The organism is Zhengella sedimenti (assembly GCF_046506625.1).
GTDB classification, from domain to species: Bacteria; Pseudomonadota; Alphaproteobacteria; order Rhizobiales; family Rhizobiaceae; genus Zhengella; species Zhengella sedimenti.
In genome coordinates this window covers 183262-198898 of sequence record NZ_JBKFFP010000006.1, presented here as the reverse complement: position 1 = coordinate 198898, position 15637 = coordinate 183262, and the positions used below count along the sequence as shown (strand labels likewise).

Annotated in this window: 13 protein-coding genes; 8 read left to right on the top strand and 5 right to left on the bottom strand. The window is 66.3% G+C overall.

Features of this window, described 5'->3' with window-relative positions; all coding sequences use genetic code 11:
- Positions 1 to 16: 16 nt before the first annotated feature.
- Positions 17 to 964 carry an AEC family transporter gene (locus ACLB6G_RS16775; protein WP_410357356.1) on the top strand — a complete coding sequence of 316 codons (948 nt, stop codon included), beginning with the start codon at positions 17 to 19 and terminating at the stop codon, positions 962 to 964.
- Between the two features lie 153 nt (positions 965 to 1117).
- The gene (locus tag ACLB6G_RS16770; protein WP_410357355.1) at positions 1118 to 2575 is read left to right on the top strand and encodes an NAD-dependent succinate-semialdehyde dehydrogenase; all 1458 of its coding nucleotides are present in this window, start codon (positions 1118 to 1120) and stop codon (positions 2573 to 2575) included.
- A gap of 8 nt (positions 2576 to 2583) precedes the next feature.
- On the opposite strand, the gene ACLB6G_RS16765 is transcribed toward ACLB6G_RS16770, so the two are convergent.
- Positions 2584 to 3357 carry a hypothetical protein gene (locus tag ACLB6G_RS16765; RefSeq protein WP_410357354.1) on the bottom strand — a complete coding sequence of 258 codons (774 nt, stop codon included), beginning with the start codon at positions 3355 to 3357 and terminating at the stop codon, positions 2584 to 2586.
- 38 nt (positions 3358 to 3395) lie between these two features.
- Complete coding sequence (locus ACLB6G_RS16760; protein ID WP_410357353.1) at positions 3396 to 3848, bottom strand: Lrp/AsnC ligand binding domain-containing protein; 453 nt, start codon at positions 3846 to 3848, stop codon at positions 3396 to 3398.
- Positions 3849 to 3978: 130 nt separating this feature from the next.
- On the opposite strand from ACLB6G_RS16760, the gene putA reads away from it, so the two are divergent.
- Together putA and ACLB6G_RS16750 are read left to right on the top strand one after the other, a co-directional pair.
- Complete coding sequence (gene putA, locus ACLB6G_RS16755; RefSeq protein WP_410357352.1) at positions 3979 to 7599, top strand: bifunctional proline dehydrogenase/L-glutamate gamma-semialdehyde dehydrogenase PutA; 3621 nt, start codon at positions 3979 to 3981, stop codon at positions 7597 to 7599.
- 56 nt (positions 7600 to 7655) lie between these two features.
- Complete coding sequence (locus ACLB6G_RS16750) at positions 7656 to 8432, top strand: sulfite exporter TauE/SafE family protein (protein WP_410357351.1); 777 nt, start codon at positions 7656 to 7658, stop codon at positions 8430 to 8432.
- 3 nt (positions 8433 to 8435) lie between these two features.
- On the opposite strand, the gene ACLB6G_RS16745 is transcribed toward ACLB6G_RS16750, so the two are convergent.
- The gene (locus tag ACLB6G_RS16745) at positions 8436 to 9311 is read right to left on the bottom strand and encodes an alpha/beta fold hydrolase (protein WP_410357350.1); all 876 of its coding nucleotides are present in this window, start codon (positions 9309 to 9311) and stop codon (positions 8436 to 8438) included.
- Positions 9312 to 9422: 111 nt separating this feature from the next.
- Here ACLB6G_RS16745 and ACLB6G_RS16740 point away from each other — a divergent pair, with 111 nt between their 5' ends.
- The 3 genes from ACLB6G_RS16740 to ACLB6G_RS16730 all read left to right on the top strand — a co-directional run bounded on the left by ACLB6G_RS16740 (position 9423) and on the right by ACLB6G_RS16730 (position 13092).
- The gene (locus ACLB6G_RS16740; protein WP_410357349.1) at positions 9423 to 10511 is read left to right on the top strand and encodes a CaiB/BaiF CoA transferase family protein; all 1089 of its coding nucleotides are present in this window, start codon (positions 9423 to 9425) and stop codon (positions 10509 to 10511) included.
- 80 nt (positions 10512 to 10591) lie between these two features.
- Complete coding sequence (locus tag ACLB6G_RS16735; RefSeq protein WP_410357348.1) at positions 10592 to 11824, top strand: NAD(P)/FAD-dependent oxidoreductase; 1233 nt, start codon at positions 10592 to 10594, stop codon at positions 11822 to 11824.
- A 125-nt stretch (positions 11825 to 11949) separates the two neighbouring features.
- Entirely contained in the window at positions 11950 to 13092 is a 1143-nt protein-coding gene (locus ACLB6G_RS16730) for an Mrp/NBP35 family ATP-binding protein (protein WP_410357347.1), read from the top strand.
- A 20-nt stretch (positions 13093 to 13112) separates the two neighbouring features.
- Here ACLB6G_RS16730 and ACLB6G_RS16725 read toward each other — a convergent pair whose 3' ends face one another.
- The gene (locus ACLB6G_RS16725) at positions 13113 to 13568 is read right to left on the bottom strand and encodes an MgtC/SapB family protein (protein WP_410357346.1); all 456 of its coding nucleotides are present in this window, start codon (positions 13566 to 13568) and stop codon (positions 13113 to 13115) included.
- A 34-nt stretch (positions 13569 to 13602) separates the two neighbouring features.
- Positions 13603 to 14616, bottom strand: a complete 1014-nt coding sequence (locus ACLB6G_RS16720; RefSeq protein ID WP_410357345.1) for a zinc ABC transporter substrate-binding protein — start codon at positions 14614 to 14616, stop codon at positions 13603 to 13605.
- A gap of 138 nt (positions 14617 to 14754) precedes the next feature.
- Here ACLB6G_RS16720 and ACLB6G_RS16715 point away from each other — a divergent pair, with 138 nt between their 5' ends.
- Positions 14755 to 15636, top strand: coding sequence for an ATP-binding cassette domain-containing protein (locus tag ACLB6G_RS16715; protein ID WP_410357344.1), 882 nt, complete (start codon positions 14755 to 14757; stop codon positions 15634 to 15636).
- Position 15637: the final 1 nt, after the last annotated feature.

The following is a 15637-nucleotide window of genomic DNA, read 5'->3' as shown; positions in this document are numbered from 1 at the left end:
GCGCTACTGCGGCGCCATGAACGAATCCGCGGCAACCATCGCCTATGTCTTCGGCCTCGTCGGCCTGGGATGGCTGACGGCGCGCCTGGGCGTGCTGAAAAAGGGGACCGGCGACGGTCTTGCCGAATTCGCCGTCACCATCGCCGCGCCGGTGCTCCTGTTCCGGACCATGGCCGGGGCGGATTTCTCCGGTTCGGCGCCGTGGCTGCTCTGGGCGGTCTATTTCGGAGCGGTTGCACTGACCTGGACCACCGGGCACGGCGCCATCCGCCTTCTGTTCGGCCGCGACCGGCGCGCCGGGGTCGTTGCCGGCGTCTCGTCGGCCTTTTCCAACCTGGTGCTGATCGGCATCCCGCTGATCCTGAGCCTGCTGGGTCAGGCCGGCTTCGAGACGCTGTCGCTGATCATCGCCGTGCACCTGCCCGTCATGATGTCGGCGTCGATCATCCTTTTCGAATGGGCAAACCGCGATGGCGGGGCGGTGGACATGCGTGCCGTGATGGGGACATTCCTGCGCCGCCTTTTCGCCAATCCGCTGATCCTCGGCATCCTGGCGGGACTTGCCTGGAGGATCACGGGGCTGGACCTGCCGACACCGCTGCCGCGCATGGTGGATGCGCTGGCCGGCGTCGCCGGGCCGGTCGCCCTGTTCGCGATGGGCATGTCGCTCAATGATTTCGGGCTGGGCGGCAACCTGCGCGCGGCCTTCGTGCTGGCCGTCATCAAGCTGTTCGCCATGCCGGCCATCGCGCTCTGCCTCGCCTGGCTGGCCGGACTGCCCGCGTCTGTGGCGGAGGTTGCCGTGATGGCCGCGGCGCTGCCTGCCGGCGTCAATTCCTACCTCATCGCGACACGCTTCGGCACCGGCCAGGCCTTGGCGGCAAGCGCCATGACGCTTGGCACGGCAGCCGCGCTGCTCACGACGGCGTTCTGGATCACCGTCGCGCGGGCCGTCTTCGGCTGAAACAAATTGGTGGCGGCACCGGTCTTGAAGGCGCGGGGTTTTCGTCGCATCGTCCGCGCCGACCGGATCAAACCGGCCTTCCGGGGCGTTGGCCGGTATCTCGTTTCAAGCCGGCGGCGAGACGCCGCAGGGGCCATCATAGGGAGTGAAACAATGCTCAAGAAATCCAGCGCGTTCCTGCGCGAAGCCAACTACATCAATGGCGAATGGGTGCAGGCCGATTCCGGCGCGATGATCGACGTCGTCAATCCGGCGAACGGCGAACGGATCGGCGGCGTGCCGAAATCCGGCAAGGCGGAGACGAAACGGGCCATCGAGGCGGCGGAAGAGGCCTTCCATGCGTGGAAAAAGACCTCCGCGCTGCACCGCTCGCAGATGCTGCGCAAGCTGCATGACGCGATCATGGACAATCAGGACGCCCTCGCCGAACTGCTGACAATGGAGCAGGGAAAGCCTTTCGGCGAGGCCAAGGGCGAGGTGGGCATGTCGGCGGCCTATGTGCTCTGGTATGCGGAGGAAGGCCGGCGCGTCTATGGCGATGTCGTGCCGTCGCCCTGGGCCGACCGGCGCATCCTGGTGACGAAGGAGGCGACCGGCGTCATCGGCGCCATCACGCCGTGGAATTTCCCTTCCTCGATGCTTGCCCGCAAGATCGGCCCGGCGCTGGCGGCCGGTTGCACCGCCGTGGTCAAGCCTGCCTCGCAGACGCCCTATTCGGGCATTGCCTGGGGCGTGCTGGCCGAGGAAGTCGGTTTCCCCAATGGCGTGCTGAACGTGGTGACGGGATCGGCGAGCGAGATCGGGCAGGAGATCTGCGAGAACCCGCTGATCAAGAAGATCACCTTCACCGGTTCCACCGACGTGGGCAAGATCCTGCTCAAGCAGGCGGCCTCGACGGTGAAGAAGGTGTCGATGGAACTGGGCGGCAACGCGCCCTTCCTGATCTTCGACGATGCCGACATCGACCGCGCGGTCGAAGGGTCCATCGCTGCCAAGTACCGCAATTCCGGCCAGACCTGCGTCTGCACGAACCGGTTCTTCGTGCAGGACAGCATCTATGACCGCTTCGTGGAAAAGCTGGCAGAAGCAACGAACAAGCTGAAGGTCGGGCCGGGTCTTGAGGAGGGCGTCAACCAGGGACCGCTGATCGACATGAATGCGGTCGAAAAGGTCGAGGAATTCATCGCGGATGCCGAAAGCAAGGGCGGCAAGGTGCTGGCCGGCGGCAAGCGCCATGAACTTGGCGGCACGTTCTTCTCGCCCACCGTCATCGCCGAGGCGACCACCGACATGAAATTCATGAAGGAGGAAATCTTCGGCCCCGTGGCGCCCGTCTACCGCTTCGGGACGGAAGAGGAAGCCATCGCCATGGCCAATGACACCGAGTTCGGCCTGGCGTGCTATTTCTACACCAAGGACATGGGCCGCGCCTTCCGCGTGATGGAAGGGCTGAAGTACGGCCTGATCGGGATCAACGAGGGCATCATCACCACGGTGGAAGCGCCCTTCGGCGGCCTGAAGGAAAGCGGACTGGGCAAGGAAGGCGGACATCAGGGCATCGAGGACTACCTCGACACCAAGTATGTCTGCATCGGCGGCCTGGGCCTCTAGAGGCGCGGTCAGCCGGCCGCCGCCAGCGAAAGCACGAAGGCGGCAAGTGCGAAGGCGGCGGCCATGCGGGCCGCCGCTCGTTTCGGGGCAATGCCGGCCGGCGCCGTTCGCATGGCAAATGCCAGGAAAAGCGGGAAGCCGCAGGCCAGCACGCCATAAAGTACCACGCCGGTCAGGTTGTTGAACCGGAGCGCGCTCACCATCGTGTCGGGCACCACGGCAATGGCCGTGCGCCACGAGCCGCCGAAACTGCCCGCGAGCCGGGCGTAGGCGGCATAGATGCCGGCGGAAACGGCGGCGAAAAGCGCAAGCCGCGCCGCGAGATCGGCGACAATGAACAGGGCGAGCCTTGCCGGCGGCGCCCGGGCTATCCGTTCCGCGGCAAGGCCGGTCATCGTATAGGCAAGGTAATTGACCACGAAGGCGACGATCGCCTGGCTGGCCAGGAAGCGGCTGAGAAAGGCCCACAGGCCGCCACCGGAGCCGAACGCGGCGAAATGGGGCGGCAGGCCGGCGATGAAAGCGGTGAGCGCGATGGCCATTCCGGCCGCCGTGGCCAGCGCCGTCACGGCGACAAAGCGGCGGATGGGCACGCCGGGGCCGACCCAGTGGTCCAGCAGGCCAAGAATGCGCAAGGAAGCTGCATCAGGATGGCCATCGGGAATGCCCGACAGCACGGCCGCAGCGCCCGGTCCGGCAAGGGCCCGAGCGCCCATGGCGCGCACGAGGACATGGACGATGGCACCGCCAAGGGCCGCTGCGGCAAGATCGGTCGGCGTCATGGCGCAGTCCCTTCGCGCGTCCGGACGGCGTCAGGCAGTCACCGCTCCTTGACCGTCTCCATGGCGACGAAGGTGGACGTCTTCGACACGTGCGGCAAGGATGAAATCTTCTCGCCCAGCACGGTTCGATAGGCCGCGATATCCGTTGTGCGCACCTTGAGCAGGTAATCGAAGCTGCCCGCGATCATGTGGCACTGCTCGATTTCGGCAACGTTCTGGACGGCGCGGTTGAAGGCGTCGAGGGCGTGGCTGCGGGTATCGGTCAGCGAGACCTGCACGAAGGCGATGTGCCCATGGCCCATGCGCTCGGCATCGACAAGCGCGACATAGCCGCGAATGTAGCCCTCGCTTTCCAGCCGTTTCACCCGGGCCTGCACCGGCGTCTTTGACAGGCCTGCCTGTTCGGCCAGCGCGGCCATGGAGATGCGTCCGTCGCGGGCGAGGATCTTCAGTATGGTCCGGTCAATGCGGTCCAGATGGTCCGTGGTCATCCAATGTCCAGTTCAAATGAATTGATATATGGCTTTAAAATAGTCGATTAGACTACACGGTGTTCCTTGGCAAGCCGAAAGGTCTGTGCTGACATGATAAGCTGGTTGAAACTGAATGTGGAGACCCGCGATGACCCAGCCCGATCTCGACCTCATCCGCGCGGACATGCGCAACAACATGATCGCCGAAGAGACCGCCACCGTCCTGCGGCTGATCGATACGGCGGACCTTTCGTCCGGCGACCGGGCGGCGATCTCGGCGCGCGCCGCCGGCCTTGTCCGCACGGTGCGTTCCTCCTCGGCGCCGACGATGATGGAGAGCTTCCTCGGCGAATACGGCCTTTCGACCGGCGAAGGCGTGGCGCTGATGTGCCTGGCCGAAGCGCTGTTGCGTGTGCCGGACGCCGAAACGGTCGACGATCTCATACGCGACAAGATCACGCCGCATGACTGGTCGGCGCATCAGGGCCATTCCTCCTCCATCATGGTCAATGCGTCGACCTGGGCGCTGATGCTGACGGGCCGCGTGCTGGACGACGAGGAGGAACGCGGCATCGAGGGCACGCTGCTTTCGCTCGTGCGCCGTCTCGGCGAACCGGTCATCCGGCGCGCCGTCGGTGCCGCCATGCGCGAGATGGGAGACCAATTCGTGCTCGGCCGCACCATCGGCGAAGCGGTGAAGCGCGGGCGCGACCTCATCGCCAAGGGCTATCTCTATTCCTACGACATGCTGGGCGAGGCGGCACGCACGGCGGAGGATGCGGAGCGCTATTTCAACGCCTATGCGCGGGCGATCGCGGAACTGGCGCGATCGTCGAACAAGCCGGACATCCGGCACAATCCCGGCATTTCGGTCAAGCTTTCCGCGCTGCATCCGCGCTACGAGGCGGTGAAGCGCGAGACCATGCTGCCCGAGATGACGTCGCGGCTGCTGACGCTCGCCCAGGCGGCCAAGGACGCCCGCATGGGGCTCAACATCGACGCGGAAGAGGCCGACCGGCTGGACATTTCGCTCGACGTGATCGAACGCGTCCTGGCCGATCCCTGGCTTGAGGGCTGGGACGGTTTCGGCGTGGTAGTGCAGGCCTACGGTCCGCGCGCGCCGTTCGTGCTCGACTGGCTGCACGCCCTGGCTGAAAAGCATGACCGGCGCATCATGGTGCGCCTCGTCAAGGGCGCCTACTGGGACAGCGAGATCAAGCGGGCGCAGGTGATGGGCCTGCCGGGCTATCCGGTCTTTACCCGCAAGACGCACACGGACGTCTCCTATCTCGCCTGCGCGCGCAAGCTGTTGTCCATGACGGACCGCATCTATCCGCAATTCGCCACGCATAACGCGCATACCGCCGCGGCCATTCTCGCCATGGCGCCGGACAGGGACTGTTTCGAATTCCAGCGCCTGCATGGCATGGGCGAGACGCTGCACGAGGCCATCCGCAAGGGCGAGGGGACGCGCTGCCGCATCTATGCGCCGGTGGGCCAGCATTCCGACCTTCTGGCCTACCTCGTGCGCCGGCTGCTGGAAAACGGGGCCAATTCCTCCTTCGTGCACCAGATCGTGGACGAGGACGTGCCGCCGGAGGAGATTGCGCGCGATCCTGTCGAAGCCGTGCTGGCGTCCGGCGCTGCACCCAATCCCGCCATCCGGCGTCCGGCCGACGTGTTCCTCCCGGACCGGGCCAATTCGCGCGGGCGCGACTTCACCGATCCGCTGGACCTGGCGCGGATGGCAGCGGCGCGGGCGCCATTCATGGCGCCGCACCAGTGGGAGGCGAAACCGGGCGTGCCCGGCCGGCCGGTATCGGGCGAAGGCCATGCGGTGCGCAATCCGGCGGTGCCGGCCGATGTCGTCGGCCATTGCCGTGACGCCACCGCCCAGGACGTGATCGCCGCGCATGAAGCCGCGCGCGCCGCGCAAGGGGAATGGGAAGCGCTGGGCGCCCGCCAACGCGCCGCCATCCTGTCGGCCGCCGCCGGGCTCTATGAAAAGCATGCAGAGGAATTCTATGCGCTGTGCGCGCGCGAGGCCGGAAAGACACTCGCCGACGCGATTGCCGAAGTGCGCGAGGCGGTGGACTTCCTGCACTACTATGCGGCGGAGGCCGTGAAGGCGGAGGGCGGTTCGCAAGCACGCGGCGTCATTGCCTGCATCTCGCCGTGGAACTTCCCTCTGGCGATCTTCACCGGGCAGGTGGCCGCCGCGCTCGTCACCGGCAATGCCGTGCTTGCCAAGCCGGCCGAGCAGACGCCGCTGATCGCCGCGCGCGCGGTGGAAATCCTCCACCAGGCAGGCGTGCCCGACGCGGTGCTGCAATTGCTGCCCGGCGACGGCGAGACGGTTGGCGCCACGCTGACCGCCTTGCCGGGTCTTAACGGCGTCTGCTTCACCGGTTCCACCGAGGTGGCGCGGATCATCGAGCGGCAACTGGCCGAAACGGGTGCGGCGGATGCCATGCTGATCGCGGAGACGGGCGGGCTGAACGCCATGATCGTCGATTCCACGGCGCTGCCGGAACAGGCGGTGCGCGACGCCGTGGCATCGGCTTTCCAGAGCGCCGGCCAGCGCTGCTCGGCGCTGCGCGTGCTCTACGTCCAGGAAGACGTGGCTGACAAGGTGACGGCCATGCTGACGGGGGCGATGGAAGCGCTCAGCGTCGGCGATCCCGCCGATATCGCCACCGATGTCGGCCCGGTGATCGACGAGGAGGCGCGGTCCGCCATCGCCGCCTATTGCGAGGAAAAGGCCGGCGAGGGCCGCCTCGTGGCGAAACTTGACGTGCCGGACGAAGGCCTCTTCGTGGCGCCGCACATCCTCAGGGTGCGTGGGATCGAGGAGATGGAACGCGAGATCTTCGGACCCGTGCTGCACTTGGCGACCTTCAGGGCCGAGCACCTGGACAGCGTGATCGCGGCGATCAACGCCAAGGGCTACGGCCTGACCTTCGGCCTGCATACGCGCATCGACGACCGGGTGCAGCATGTGGTCGACCGCATCCATGCCGGCAATGTCTATGTCAACCGCAACCAGATCGGCGCCATTGTCGGCTCCCAGCCGTTTGGCGGCGAGGGCCTGTCGGGAACCGGTCCGAAGGCCGGGGGACCGCTTTACCTGCGCCGGTTCCGCAAGGTTCTGGCCGATGGCAATTTCGGGACACTGGCTGGAGAGACGATTTCCACCCTGCCCATGCCCGATGCCGAAGCCGCGCTGCAATGGGCCGGGCGGAGCGACCGCATCACGCATCTGCGCAAGGTCCTGCGCGGCCGGGCCGGTCCGGCGGTTGCCGCCGCCGCGGGCGTGGACCAGGGGCCGGTGGACCTTCCCGGGCCGACGGGCGAGGGCAACAGCCTGGCGCTCGCCGCACGCGGACTGGTGCTATGCCTCGGACCATCCGCGGAGGTGCTGCTCGACCAGGTTGTCCAGGCACTCGCCTTCGGCAATGCCGTGGTGGCGATTGCGCCGGGCGCGGTCGAGGCGCTGAAGCCGCTGACGGGCCAGGGCCTGCCGCTGGCCGTGGCCGATGGCGTGGCCGAGGAAGGGCTGCTGCGCGAGGCGAAGCTGGACGCGGTCGCGCTGCATGCCGGCGAGGACGACCTGCGGCGGGCGCGCAAGGCACTGGCTGCGCGCAAGGGCGCCATCGTGCGGCTGATCGACGAACGGCTGGCGCCTTCGGCCTATGTGCATGAACGCGCGCTGTGCGTGGACACGACGGCGGCGGGCGGCAACGCCTCGCTGCTGGCGGCTGCGGGTTGAAGAGCAAACGGTTTCAGGCGGTTGCAGCGGCTGCCTGAATAACTGATTCACGCGGGATGCAGCTTGCTTTCGACGCCGGTCTGGCCGATAGCCATGGCATGACCGGTGTCATTCTCGCCATTGTCGGACTGGCCCTCGGCGGGCTGCTCAAGGGAGCCACGGGGGCGGGCGCGCCGATTCTCGCCGTGCCCATCATGGCGATCTATTTCAATGTCCCGGTCGCCGTCGCCATTTTCGCGGTGCCGAACCTGCTGGCCAATGTCTGGCAGGCGTGGACCTATCGCAAGCAGCAATTGCCGCCGCGTTTCATGATCTCCTTTGCCGGCGGCGGGGCGCTTGGCACCTTCATCGGCACGGTCCTGCTGGCCAACCTGCCCGGCACCGCGCTGACGCTCGTCGTCGCGCTGGCTGTGTTCGTCTATGTCGGCTTCCGGCTGGCGCGTCCGGGCTGGGTGTTGCTGTACCCCCTGGCCGAGAAACTCGCGCCCTTCTTCGGCACGCTCGGCGGCATCCTGTTCGGCGCGTCCGGGCTTTCCGCGCCGGTTTCGCTCAGCTTCCTCAACGCCATGAAGCTGGAACGCGTCACCTTCGTCGCCACGGTCACCGTGTTCTTCGTCATGATGGGACTGGTCCAGATCCCGATGCTGTTTGCCTATGGCATCATGGACGCGCATCGCTTCCTGCTGAGCGCGGCGGCGATCCTGCCGATCTTCGCGGGCATGCCGGTGGGCGCCTGGCTGGCGCGCCACATCTCGCGCGATACCTTCGACAAGATCATCCTGGCGGTGCTGACGCTGATCGCGATTCGCCTGCTTTTCCAGGCCATCGGGTGACGTTCAGCGGGACAGGAATTCGATGATTGCGGTGGCGGTCGCATCGGGTGCGGTGTCCGGGAAGAAGTGTCCGCCGGGCATGGCCTGGCCGGTAACCTCGTCGCAGCAGCGGCGCCATTCGGCCGGCACGTCGAACTGTTTCGCCATCAGCCCTTCGGCCCCATAGAGTACATGGACCGGGCAGGCGATGCGGCTGTCGCGGCCGCTTTCGTCCATCGGCCAGTCGACCAGCCACGCGGCACGATAATCGGCGCACATGGCGCGGATGGCGTCCGGATCGCGCCAGCAGCGCCGGTATTCGGCAAGCTGTTCACCGTCGAACGCGGTGAGGCCGTCCGGGCCCCAGCCCGACAGGCAATTCTCGAAGAAGAGATCGGGGTCGTGGCCGATCATCGTTTCGGGGAAAGGGTGCGGCTGTGCCAGGAAATACCAGTGATAATAGGCATGGGCGGTCTTCGGACCGCCTTCGGCAAAGACCGTCCGGGTGGGAATGATGTCCATGACGGTGAGCGTTCCCACCCGCGCCGGATGGTCGAGCGCCAGCCTGTGGGCCGTGCGCCCGCCTCGGTCGTGGCCGACCAGGTGAAACGTCTCATGGCCGAGCGAGAGCATGAGCGAGACCATGTCGTCGGCCATGGCACGGAAACAGTAATTGCCGCAGTCGGGCCCGTTCACCGGCTTCGACGAATCGCCGTAGCCGCGCAGGTCGGCAGCGACGACGGTGTGCGTCTGCGCCAGTTGCGGGGCAATCCTCGCCCACATGGCCTTCGTCTGCGGGAAACCATGCAGCAGGAGCACGGGCGGGCCGTCGCCTCCGGTGACATAGGCGATATTGGCCATGCCGGTCTCGTGCCGGCCCTGGCGAAAGCCGTCGAACATGGATTGCGACCCTCCTGCTGTCTCTCCGGCGCGGAAACTAGTCCTGCCCGAGTTGACGGGCAAGGCCGGGCGGTCTTTCCTTGCGCCGGCAATGCGGAGCGGAGGACGGGAATGCTGCAGGGTGTCAGGATACTTGAGGTCGAGGGGCTTGGGCCGGGGCCGTTCTGCGGCATGTTGCTGGCCGATCTGGGCGCCGACGTCATCGTCGTGCATCGCCCCGACGGCTCGACCGCACCCGGTGCGCCAACCGAAAACCTGCTCGACCGCGGCAAGCGCTCCATCGCGCTCGACCTGAAGAAGGACGACGACAAGGCGGTCTTCCTTGATCTCGTGAAGACAGCCGACGGGCTGATCGAGGGGTTCCGGCCAGGCGTCATGGAACGGCTCGGCCTTGGGCCCGCCGAATGCCACGCCGTGCGTCCGCCGCTGGTCTATGGCCGCATGACCGGCTGGGGCCAGGACGGTCCGCGCGCCCTTGAGGCCGGCCACGACCTGAACTACGCCTCGCTGTCGGGCGCGGCATGGTATGCTTCCCCGGCCGGACAATGCCCGATCCTGCCGCCGACCGTCGTGGGCGACATCGGTGGCGGTGCACTCTACCTGGCCATCGGCATCCTGTCCGGCATTCTCAATGCGCGTTCGACCGGGAAGGGCACGGTGGTCGACGCCGCCATCGTCGACGGCACCGCGCACATGATGAACCTGCTCATGTCGCTGAAACAGGCGGGGGGACTGGCGAAGGAACGCGGGCGCAGCCTGCTGGACGGGCCGCACTGGAGCCGGACCTACCGGACAAGTGATGGCGGCTTCTTCTCGGTGCAGAGCCTGGAGCCGAAATTCTACGGCATCCTGCTGGAAAAACTCGGGCTTTCGGAGGATCCGGACTTCCGGCACCAGTTCGACCAGCGCCGCTGGCCGGATCTGAACACGCGCATGGAGGCCCTTTTCGCAAGCCGCACGAAGGCGGAATGGACGGAGGTCTTCGCCGGATCGGATGCCTGCGCGGGACCGGTTCACGCGCCGGAAGACGCGCGAGACGATCCGCACATGGCCGCGCGCGGGGTCTGGCAGGCGCCTGACGGCGTGCTGCAGGCAATGGCGGCACCAAGGTTCGACGGTGCTCCGGCAACCGCGTTGCGTCCGTCTCCGGCCCGCGACGGCAACCGGGCGGAGATCCTGGCCGGCATCGGGCGCGGATAGCATGGCCTTGCCAAGGGCGCGCGGACGTTCCAAAAGCCGTGAGCGAAACAGGCGCGTCCCAGCTTGAAGGAGAGGTCAGCGTGACGGATCGGATCATCATCGTCGGCGCGGGTCATGGCGGCGTCCAGGCGGCCGCGAGCCTGCGCCAGGAAGGCTGGAAGGGCGAACTCGTCATGGTTTCGCAGGACGCGGACATGCCCTATCACAAACCGCCACTGTCCAAGGCCTTCCTGAAGACGCCCGATGCGGGGCTGCAACTGCTCAAGGGCGAGGGGTTCTACAGCGACAACGGGGTCGAACTGAAACTCGGCCGCACGGCCATGTCCATCGACCGCGAATCGGCGACGCTCACGCTGGATGACGGACAGGTGCTCGCCTATTCGAAACTGCTGCTGGCCACTGGCGCGGGCCCGCGGCGGCTGACCTGTCCGGGCCATGACGCGCGCGGCGTGTTCTATCTGCGCAATGCCAACGACGCCCGCGCCCTGCGGGACGCCAAGGCCGGGGCCCGCAATGTCGCGGTGATCGGCGGCGGGTTCATCGGGCTGGAAGCGGCGGCCACCTTCGCGCAGGCCGGCAAGGCGGTGACGGTCGTGGAAATGGCGGATCGCCTGCTGGGGCGCGCGGTTTCCCCGGAAGTTTCCGCGCACATGAAGGCCTATCACGAAAGCCTCGGCATCACGGTCCTGACCGGAACGGCGCTCGGTTCCATCGAGACGAAGGGCAGCACCGTGACGGGCGTGCAGGTGGGTGAAGGACACATCGTTGCCGCCGACATGGTGATCGTGGGGATCGGTGCCGTTCCCGAGACCGGACTGGCGGTCGCGGCGGGGCTGGACACCGACAACGGCATTGCCGTCGACGCGCGTCTCGCCACATCCGATCCGGCCATCTTCGCCATCGGCGATTGCGTTTCCTTCCCGCATGTGGCGAGCGGCCGGCGGCTGCGGCTGGAATCGGTCCAGAACGCCACCGACCAGGCCCGCCATGCCGCCCGGACCATGCTCGGCGCGAACGAGCCCTACGAGGCGGTGGCGTGGTTCTGGTCGGACCAGGGCGAGCGCAAACTTCAGATGGCGGGCATTTCCATCGGGGCCGACCGCCGGGTCGTTGCCGGCGATACGGACAGCGATGCCTTTTCCGTCTACCATTTCGCGGGAAGCAGGCTGATCGCGGTCGACAGCGTCAACCGGCCGGGCGATCACATGCTGGCGCGGCGCATCCTGGCCGCGGGCTATTCTCCAAGCGAGGCGGAGATCGCGGAAGGCGCGGCGGCGCTGAAAGCCGGGCTGCAGGCCTGTCAGGGCGCTTGAGGAACGGGACTTATCCTTTAGAAATCTCTTCCATTACGTGTATCCGTTTCACCGCTTCGCCCCATTGGCAAAGCGGATCATATGACCTATGTCCGAGGCAGTGGAACCGAACAGTGGTGAAGGCCGTGTCCGATCTCAAATCGCAAGTCGTCGAACAACTCAAGCGCGTGGCAGGCCCGGACGGTACGGGGAATATCGTCGATCTGGGCATGACCTCGCAGGTCGTCATCATCGACGGCAAGGCCTTCTTTTCCATTTCGGTTCCGGCGGACCTGGCGGAGAAGCTGGAGCCCTTGCGCGCGGCGGCCGAGACGGCGGCGATGCAGGTCGACGGGATCACCTCGGCGATGGCCGTGCTGACCGCGGAACGCAAGCCGGGCGCGGCACCGTCGCAACCGCCGAAAATGCCGCCGGAGCCGCAGGCGCCCAGCCAGCCCCCGAAGCAGGCCCAGCCGCCCAAGCCCGCCGGCATTCCGGGGATCGCGGCGATCATCGCCGTGGCATCGGGCAAGGGCGGCGTCGGGAAGTCGACGACCACGGTCAACCTGGCGCTGGGGCTGAAGGGTCTCGGCCTGAAGGTCGGCATTCTCGATGCCGACATCTACGGGCCGTCCATGCCGCGCCTGCTGAAGCTGTCGGGCAATCCGGAACTGGCATCGGAAAAGAAGCTCAAGCCGATGGAGCGCTATGGCGTGAAGGTCATGTCCATGGGCTTCATGGTCGACGAGGACACGCCGGTGATCTGGCGCGGGCCCATGGTGATGTCCGCGCTCAAGCAGATGCTCAATGAAGTGGAATGGGGCGAGCTCGACGTGCTGGTGGTCGACATGCCGCCCGGCACGGGCGACGCGCAGCTGACCATGGCGCAGTCCGTGCCGCTGGCCGGTGCCGTGATCGTCTCGACGCCGCAGGACCTCGCGCTCATCGATGCCCGCAAGGGGTTGAACATGTTCAACCGCGTCGATGTCCCGGTGCTCGGCCTGGTGGAGAACATGAGCTACTTCATCTGCACCAAGTGCGGCGAACGGCACGACATTTTCGGCCATGGCGGTGCACGGGACGAAGCGGCGCGCATCGGCGTTCCCTTCCTGGGCGAGGTGCCGCTGGAAATGGCGATCCGCGAGACGTCCGATGCGGGAACCCCGGTTGTCGTCTCTTCTCCGGACGGGCCGCATGCGACGATCTATCGCGAGATCGCTGCACGCGTGCGCGACGCGCTCGTCGCCCGGCAGGGCGCGCCCAAGGGACCGGCCATCGTCTTCGAATAAGGCCGGCAGGGGGCTTTGCCTCAGGGCTCAAGCCGTTTCATGATGAACAGGATGATGAGCGCCAGGACAGTCGCCACGATGGCGATCAGGTAGAGCCCGGCGCCAACGGCAAGGCCGACGGCGCCGGCAAGCCACATGCCCGCGCCCGTCGTGAGGCCGCGCACGCTGCCCCGCGCATGAATGATCGAGCCGGCGGCAAGGAAGGCCACGCCGGCGGTCACCGCCTCGATCACGCGGATCGGATCGGTCTGCCCGCCATCGCTGCTGAACCGTTCGAACAGTTCAAAGGCGATCAGCGTGAAAAGGCAGGCCGCAAGGGAGACGAGGATATGGGTGCGCAGCCCGGCTGCGTGATCGCCCGCTTCCCGGTCGAGTCCGATGACCGCGCCGAGCGCACCTGCCATGACCAGCCGCGTGAAGGCCGTGCCGGCAGGCATGGCCATCGTGTCATGAAGCGCGGCTGGCAGAAAATCCATGCTGTTTCCTTCCTTGAACGTTACTCGCGGGCGGTCAGCCTTCGCCCGAGAGGCAGGTGTGCAGCGATTTCGCCATCTCGCCGATCACGGTGAAATAGAGATCGGGACCGGCGGGAAGGTCCGCGCCGAGCGGATCGATCACGCCGTTGCGGGCCTCTGTTCCTTCGATAACCGTTTCAACCAGTTTCGGTTCGAATTGCGGTTCGGAAAAAACGCAGACCGCCGACATTCCGGCGATGCGATCACGGATTTCCGCGATGCGTTCGGCGCCGGGTGCATGCTCGGGCGACAGGGTGATCGAGCCGGCGGCCTGAAGGCCGAAGCGGTTCTCGAAATACCGGTAGGCATCGTGGAAGACGACGAAGGGTTTGTCCCGGACAGGCGCGATCATGGCCTTGACCTCGGCGATCAGCGTGTCGATGCGTTTGAGCGTGCGCTCGGCATTGGCCTCGTAGGTGGCGGCATTGCCGGGATCGGCCGCGGAAAGGCGCGTGGCGATCTCGTAAACCATGGCCTTGGCGTTGACCGGGTCAAGCCAGACATGGGAATCGTAGCCTGCTTCGCCGTGGTCATGCGCCTCTTTCTTCCCGTGGTCATGGGCTTCATCGTGCCCGTGTTCTTCTCCATGCCCGCCTTCTTCATGGCCTTCATGCCCGTCATCATGTGCATGATGCCCGTGTTCCTCGAAGGTCGCGCCTTCTCGATAGGGCAGGCGGACAAGCCCGCCGGCGTCGAAGAGTTCGACGGCCGTGGCGCTGGTGGCAATGGTTTGGAGGGGCTTTTCCAGGAAAGTCTCAAGGTTGGGGCCAACCCAGAAGACGACGTCGGCCGTTTCCAGCATCCGGGCCTGGGATGGCTTGAGGGCGTAGTTGTGCGGCGAACCGGCGCCCTCGATCATGAGGGCGGGCTCGCCGACACCTTCCATGACGGCTGCGACTAGTGAATGGACCGGCTTGATGGTGGTGACGACCTTGACCTGCGCGTTGGCACTTGCGGCCGACCCGAGAATGATCCCCGAGGCAAGAAGTAGCTTGGCGAGACGATGCATGGAGAATCCCCTGTGCGAATGACGATCCGACCGATGTAATGTTATTTTGTTACACCGTTGTGTAATTGTATAACGTATGCGATAGATCGCTGCAAGCGGCTCATGTCGCGCTCGCGTGCCAAGACTCGACCACAGGCCATGATGTCTCAATCCGTGCACACTTCTCCACTCGTCTCGCTTGAACAGGCCGGCATTTTCCGGTCCGGCCGGTGGCTGGTGCGTGGTGTCGACCTGACTGTCGCCGCCGGCGAAATCGTGACGCTTGTCGGGCCCAACGGTTCCGGGAAATCGACGACCGCGAAGATGGCGCTCGGCATCCTGCGACCCGACGAGGGGCAGGCCGCGCGCCGGGCCGGACTTGTCGTTTCCTATGTGCCTCAGAAGGTGGCGGTGGACTGGACGCTGCCGCTGACCGCCAGCCGTTTCATGCGCCTGACGGGCAGGGTGAGCGCGGCGGAGGCTGCGCGGGCCATGCAGTCCACGGGCGTTGCGCATCTGAAGGATGCGGAACTGCGCACGCTTTCCGGCGGCGAATTCCAGCGGGTTCTGCTGGCCCGCGCCATTGCCCGCAGGCCGGACCTGCTGGTTCTCGACGAACCGGTGCAGGGCGTCGACTTCACCGGAGAGATCGCGCTTTACGAACTGATCGGGCGCATTCGCGACGATCTGGGGTGCGGCGTGCTGCTGATCTCGCACGACCTTCACGTGGTGATGGCAGCCACGGACCGCGTGCTGTGCCTGAACGGCCATGTCTGCTGCTCGGGCACGCCGACGGCGGTTGCCGAGAGCGAAGCCTACCGCAAGCTGTTCGGCGCCCAGGCCGCGCCGGCGCTGGCCATTTACAGGCACCGGCACGACCACACGCATCTGCCGGACGGCCGGGTTCGCCATGCCGATGGCACGGTCACCGACCATTGCCACCCTGACGACGGCCATCATCACCACGTGCATCACGATCATCATGTCGGGCGCGGCGAAAGCGGGCACCAGGATCGTCCGGGCGAGAGCGGAAGGACCTGAA

What these genes read in the sequence shown, in the direction of transcription:
- ACLB6G_RS16725 (WP_410357346.1), bottom strand. Translation starts at nt 13,568, where the DNA reads ATGGATTTTCTGCCAGCCGCGCTTCATGACACGATGGCCATGCCTGCC.
- putA (WP_410357352.1), top strand. Translation starts at nt 3,979, where the DNA reads ATGACCCAGCCCGATCTCGACCTCATCCGCGCGGACATGCGCAACAAC.
- ACLB6G_RS16770 (WP_410357355.1), top strand. Translation starts at nt 1,118, where the DNA reads ATGCTCAAGAAATCCAGCGCGTTCCTGCGCGAAGCCAACTACATCAAT.
- ACLB6G_RS16745 (WP_410357350.1), bottom strand. Translation starts at nt 9,311, where the DNA reads ATGTTCGACGGCTTTCGCCAGGGCCGGCACGAGACCGGCATGGCCAAT.
- ACLB6G_RS16740 (WP_410357349.1), top strand. Translation starts at nt 9,423, where the DNA reads ATGCTGCAGGGTGTCAGGATACTTGAGGTCGAGGGGCTTGGGCCGGGG.
- ACLB6G_RS16715 (WP_410357344.1), top strand. Translation starts at nt 14,755, where the DNA reads ATGATGTCTCAATCCGTGCACACTTCTCCACTCGTCTCGCTTGAACAG.
- ACLB6G_RS16720 (WP_410357345.1), bottom strand. Translation starts at nt 14,616, where the DNA reads ATGCATCGTCTCGCCAAGCTACTTCTTGCCTCGGGGATCATTCTCGGG.
- ACLB6G_RS16760 (WP_410357353.1), bottom strand. Translation starts at nt 3,848, where the DNA reads ATGACCACGGACCATCTGGACCGCATTGACCGGACCATACTGAAGATC.
- ACLB6G_RS16765 (WP_410357354.1), bottom strand. Translation starts at nt 3,357, where the DNA reads ATGACGCCGACCGATCTTGCCGCAGCGGCCCTTGGCGGTGCCATCGTC.
- ACLB6G_RS16750 (WP_410357351.1), top strand. Translation starts at nt 7,656, where the DNA reads ATGCAGCTTGCTTTCGACGCCGGTCTGGCCGATAGCCATGGCATGACC.
- ACLB6G_RS16775 (WP_410357356.1), top strand. Translation starts at nt 17, where the DNA reads ATGAACGAATCCGCGGCAACCATCGCCTATGTCTTCGGCCTCGTCGGC.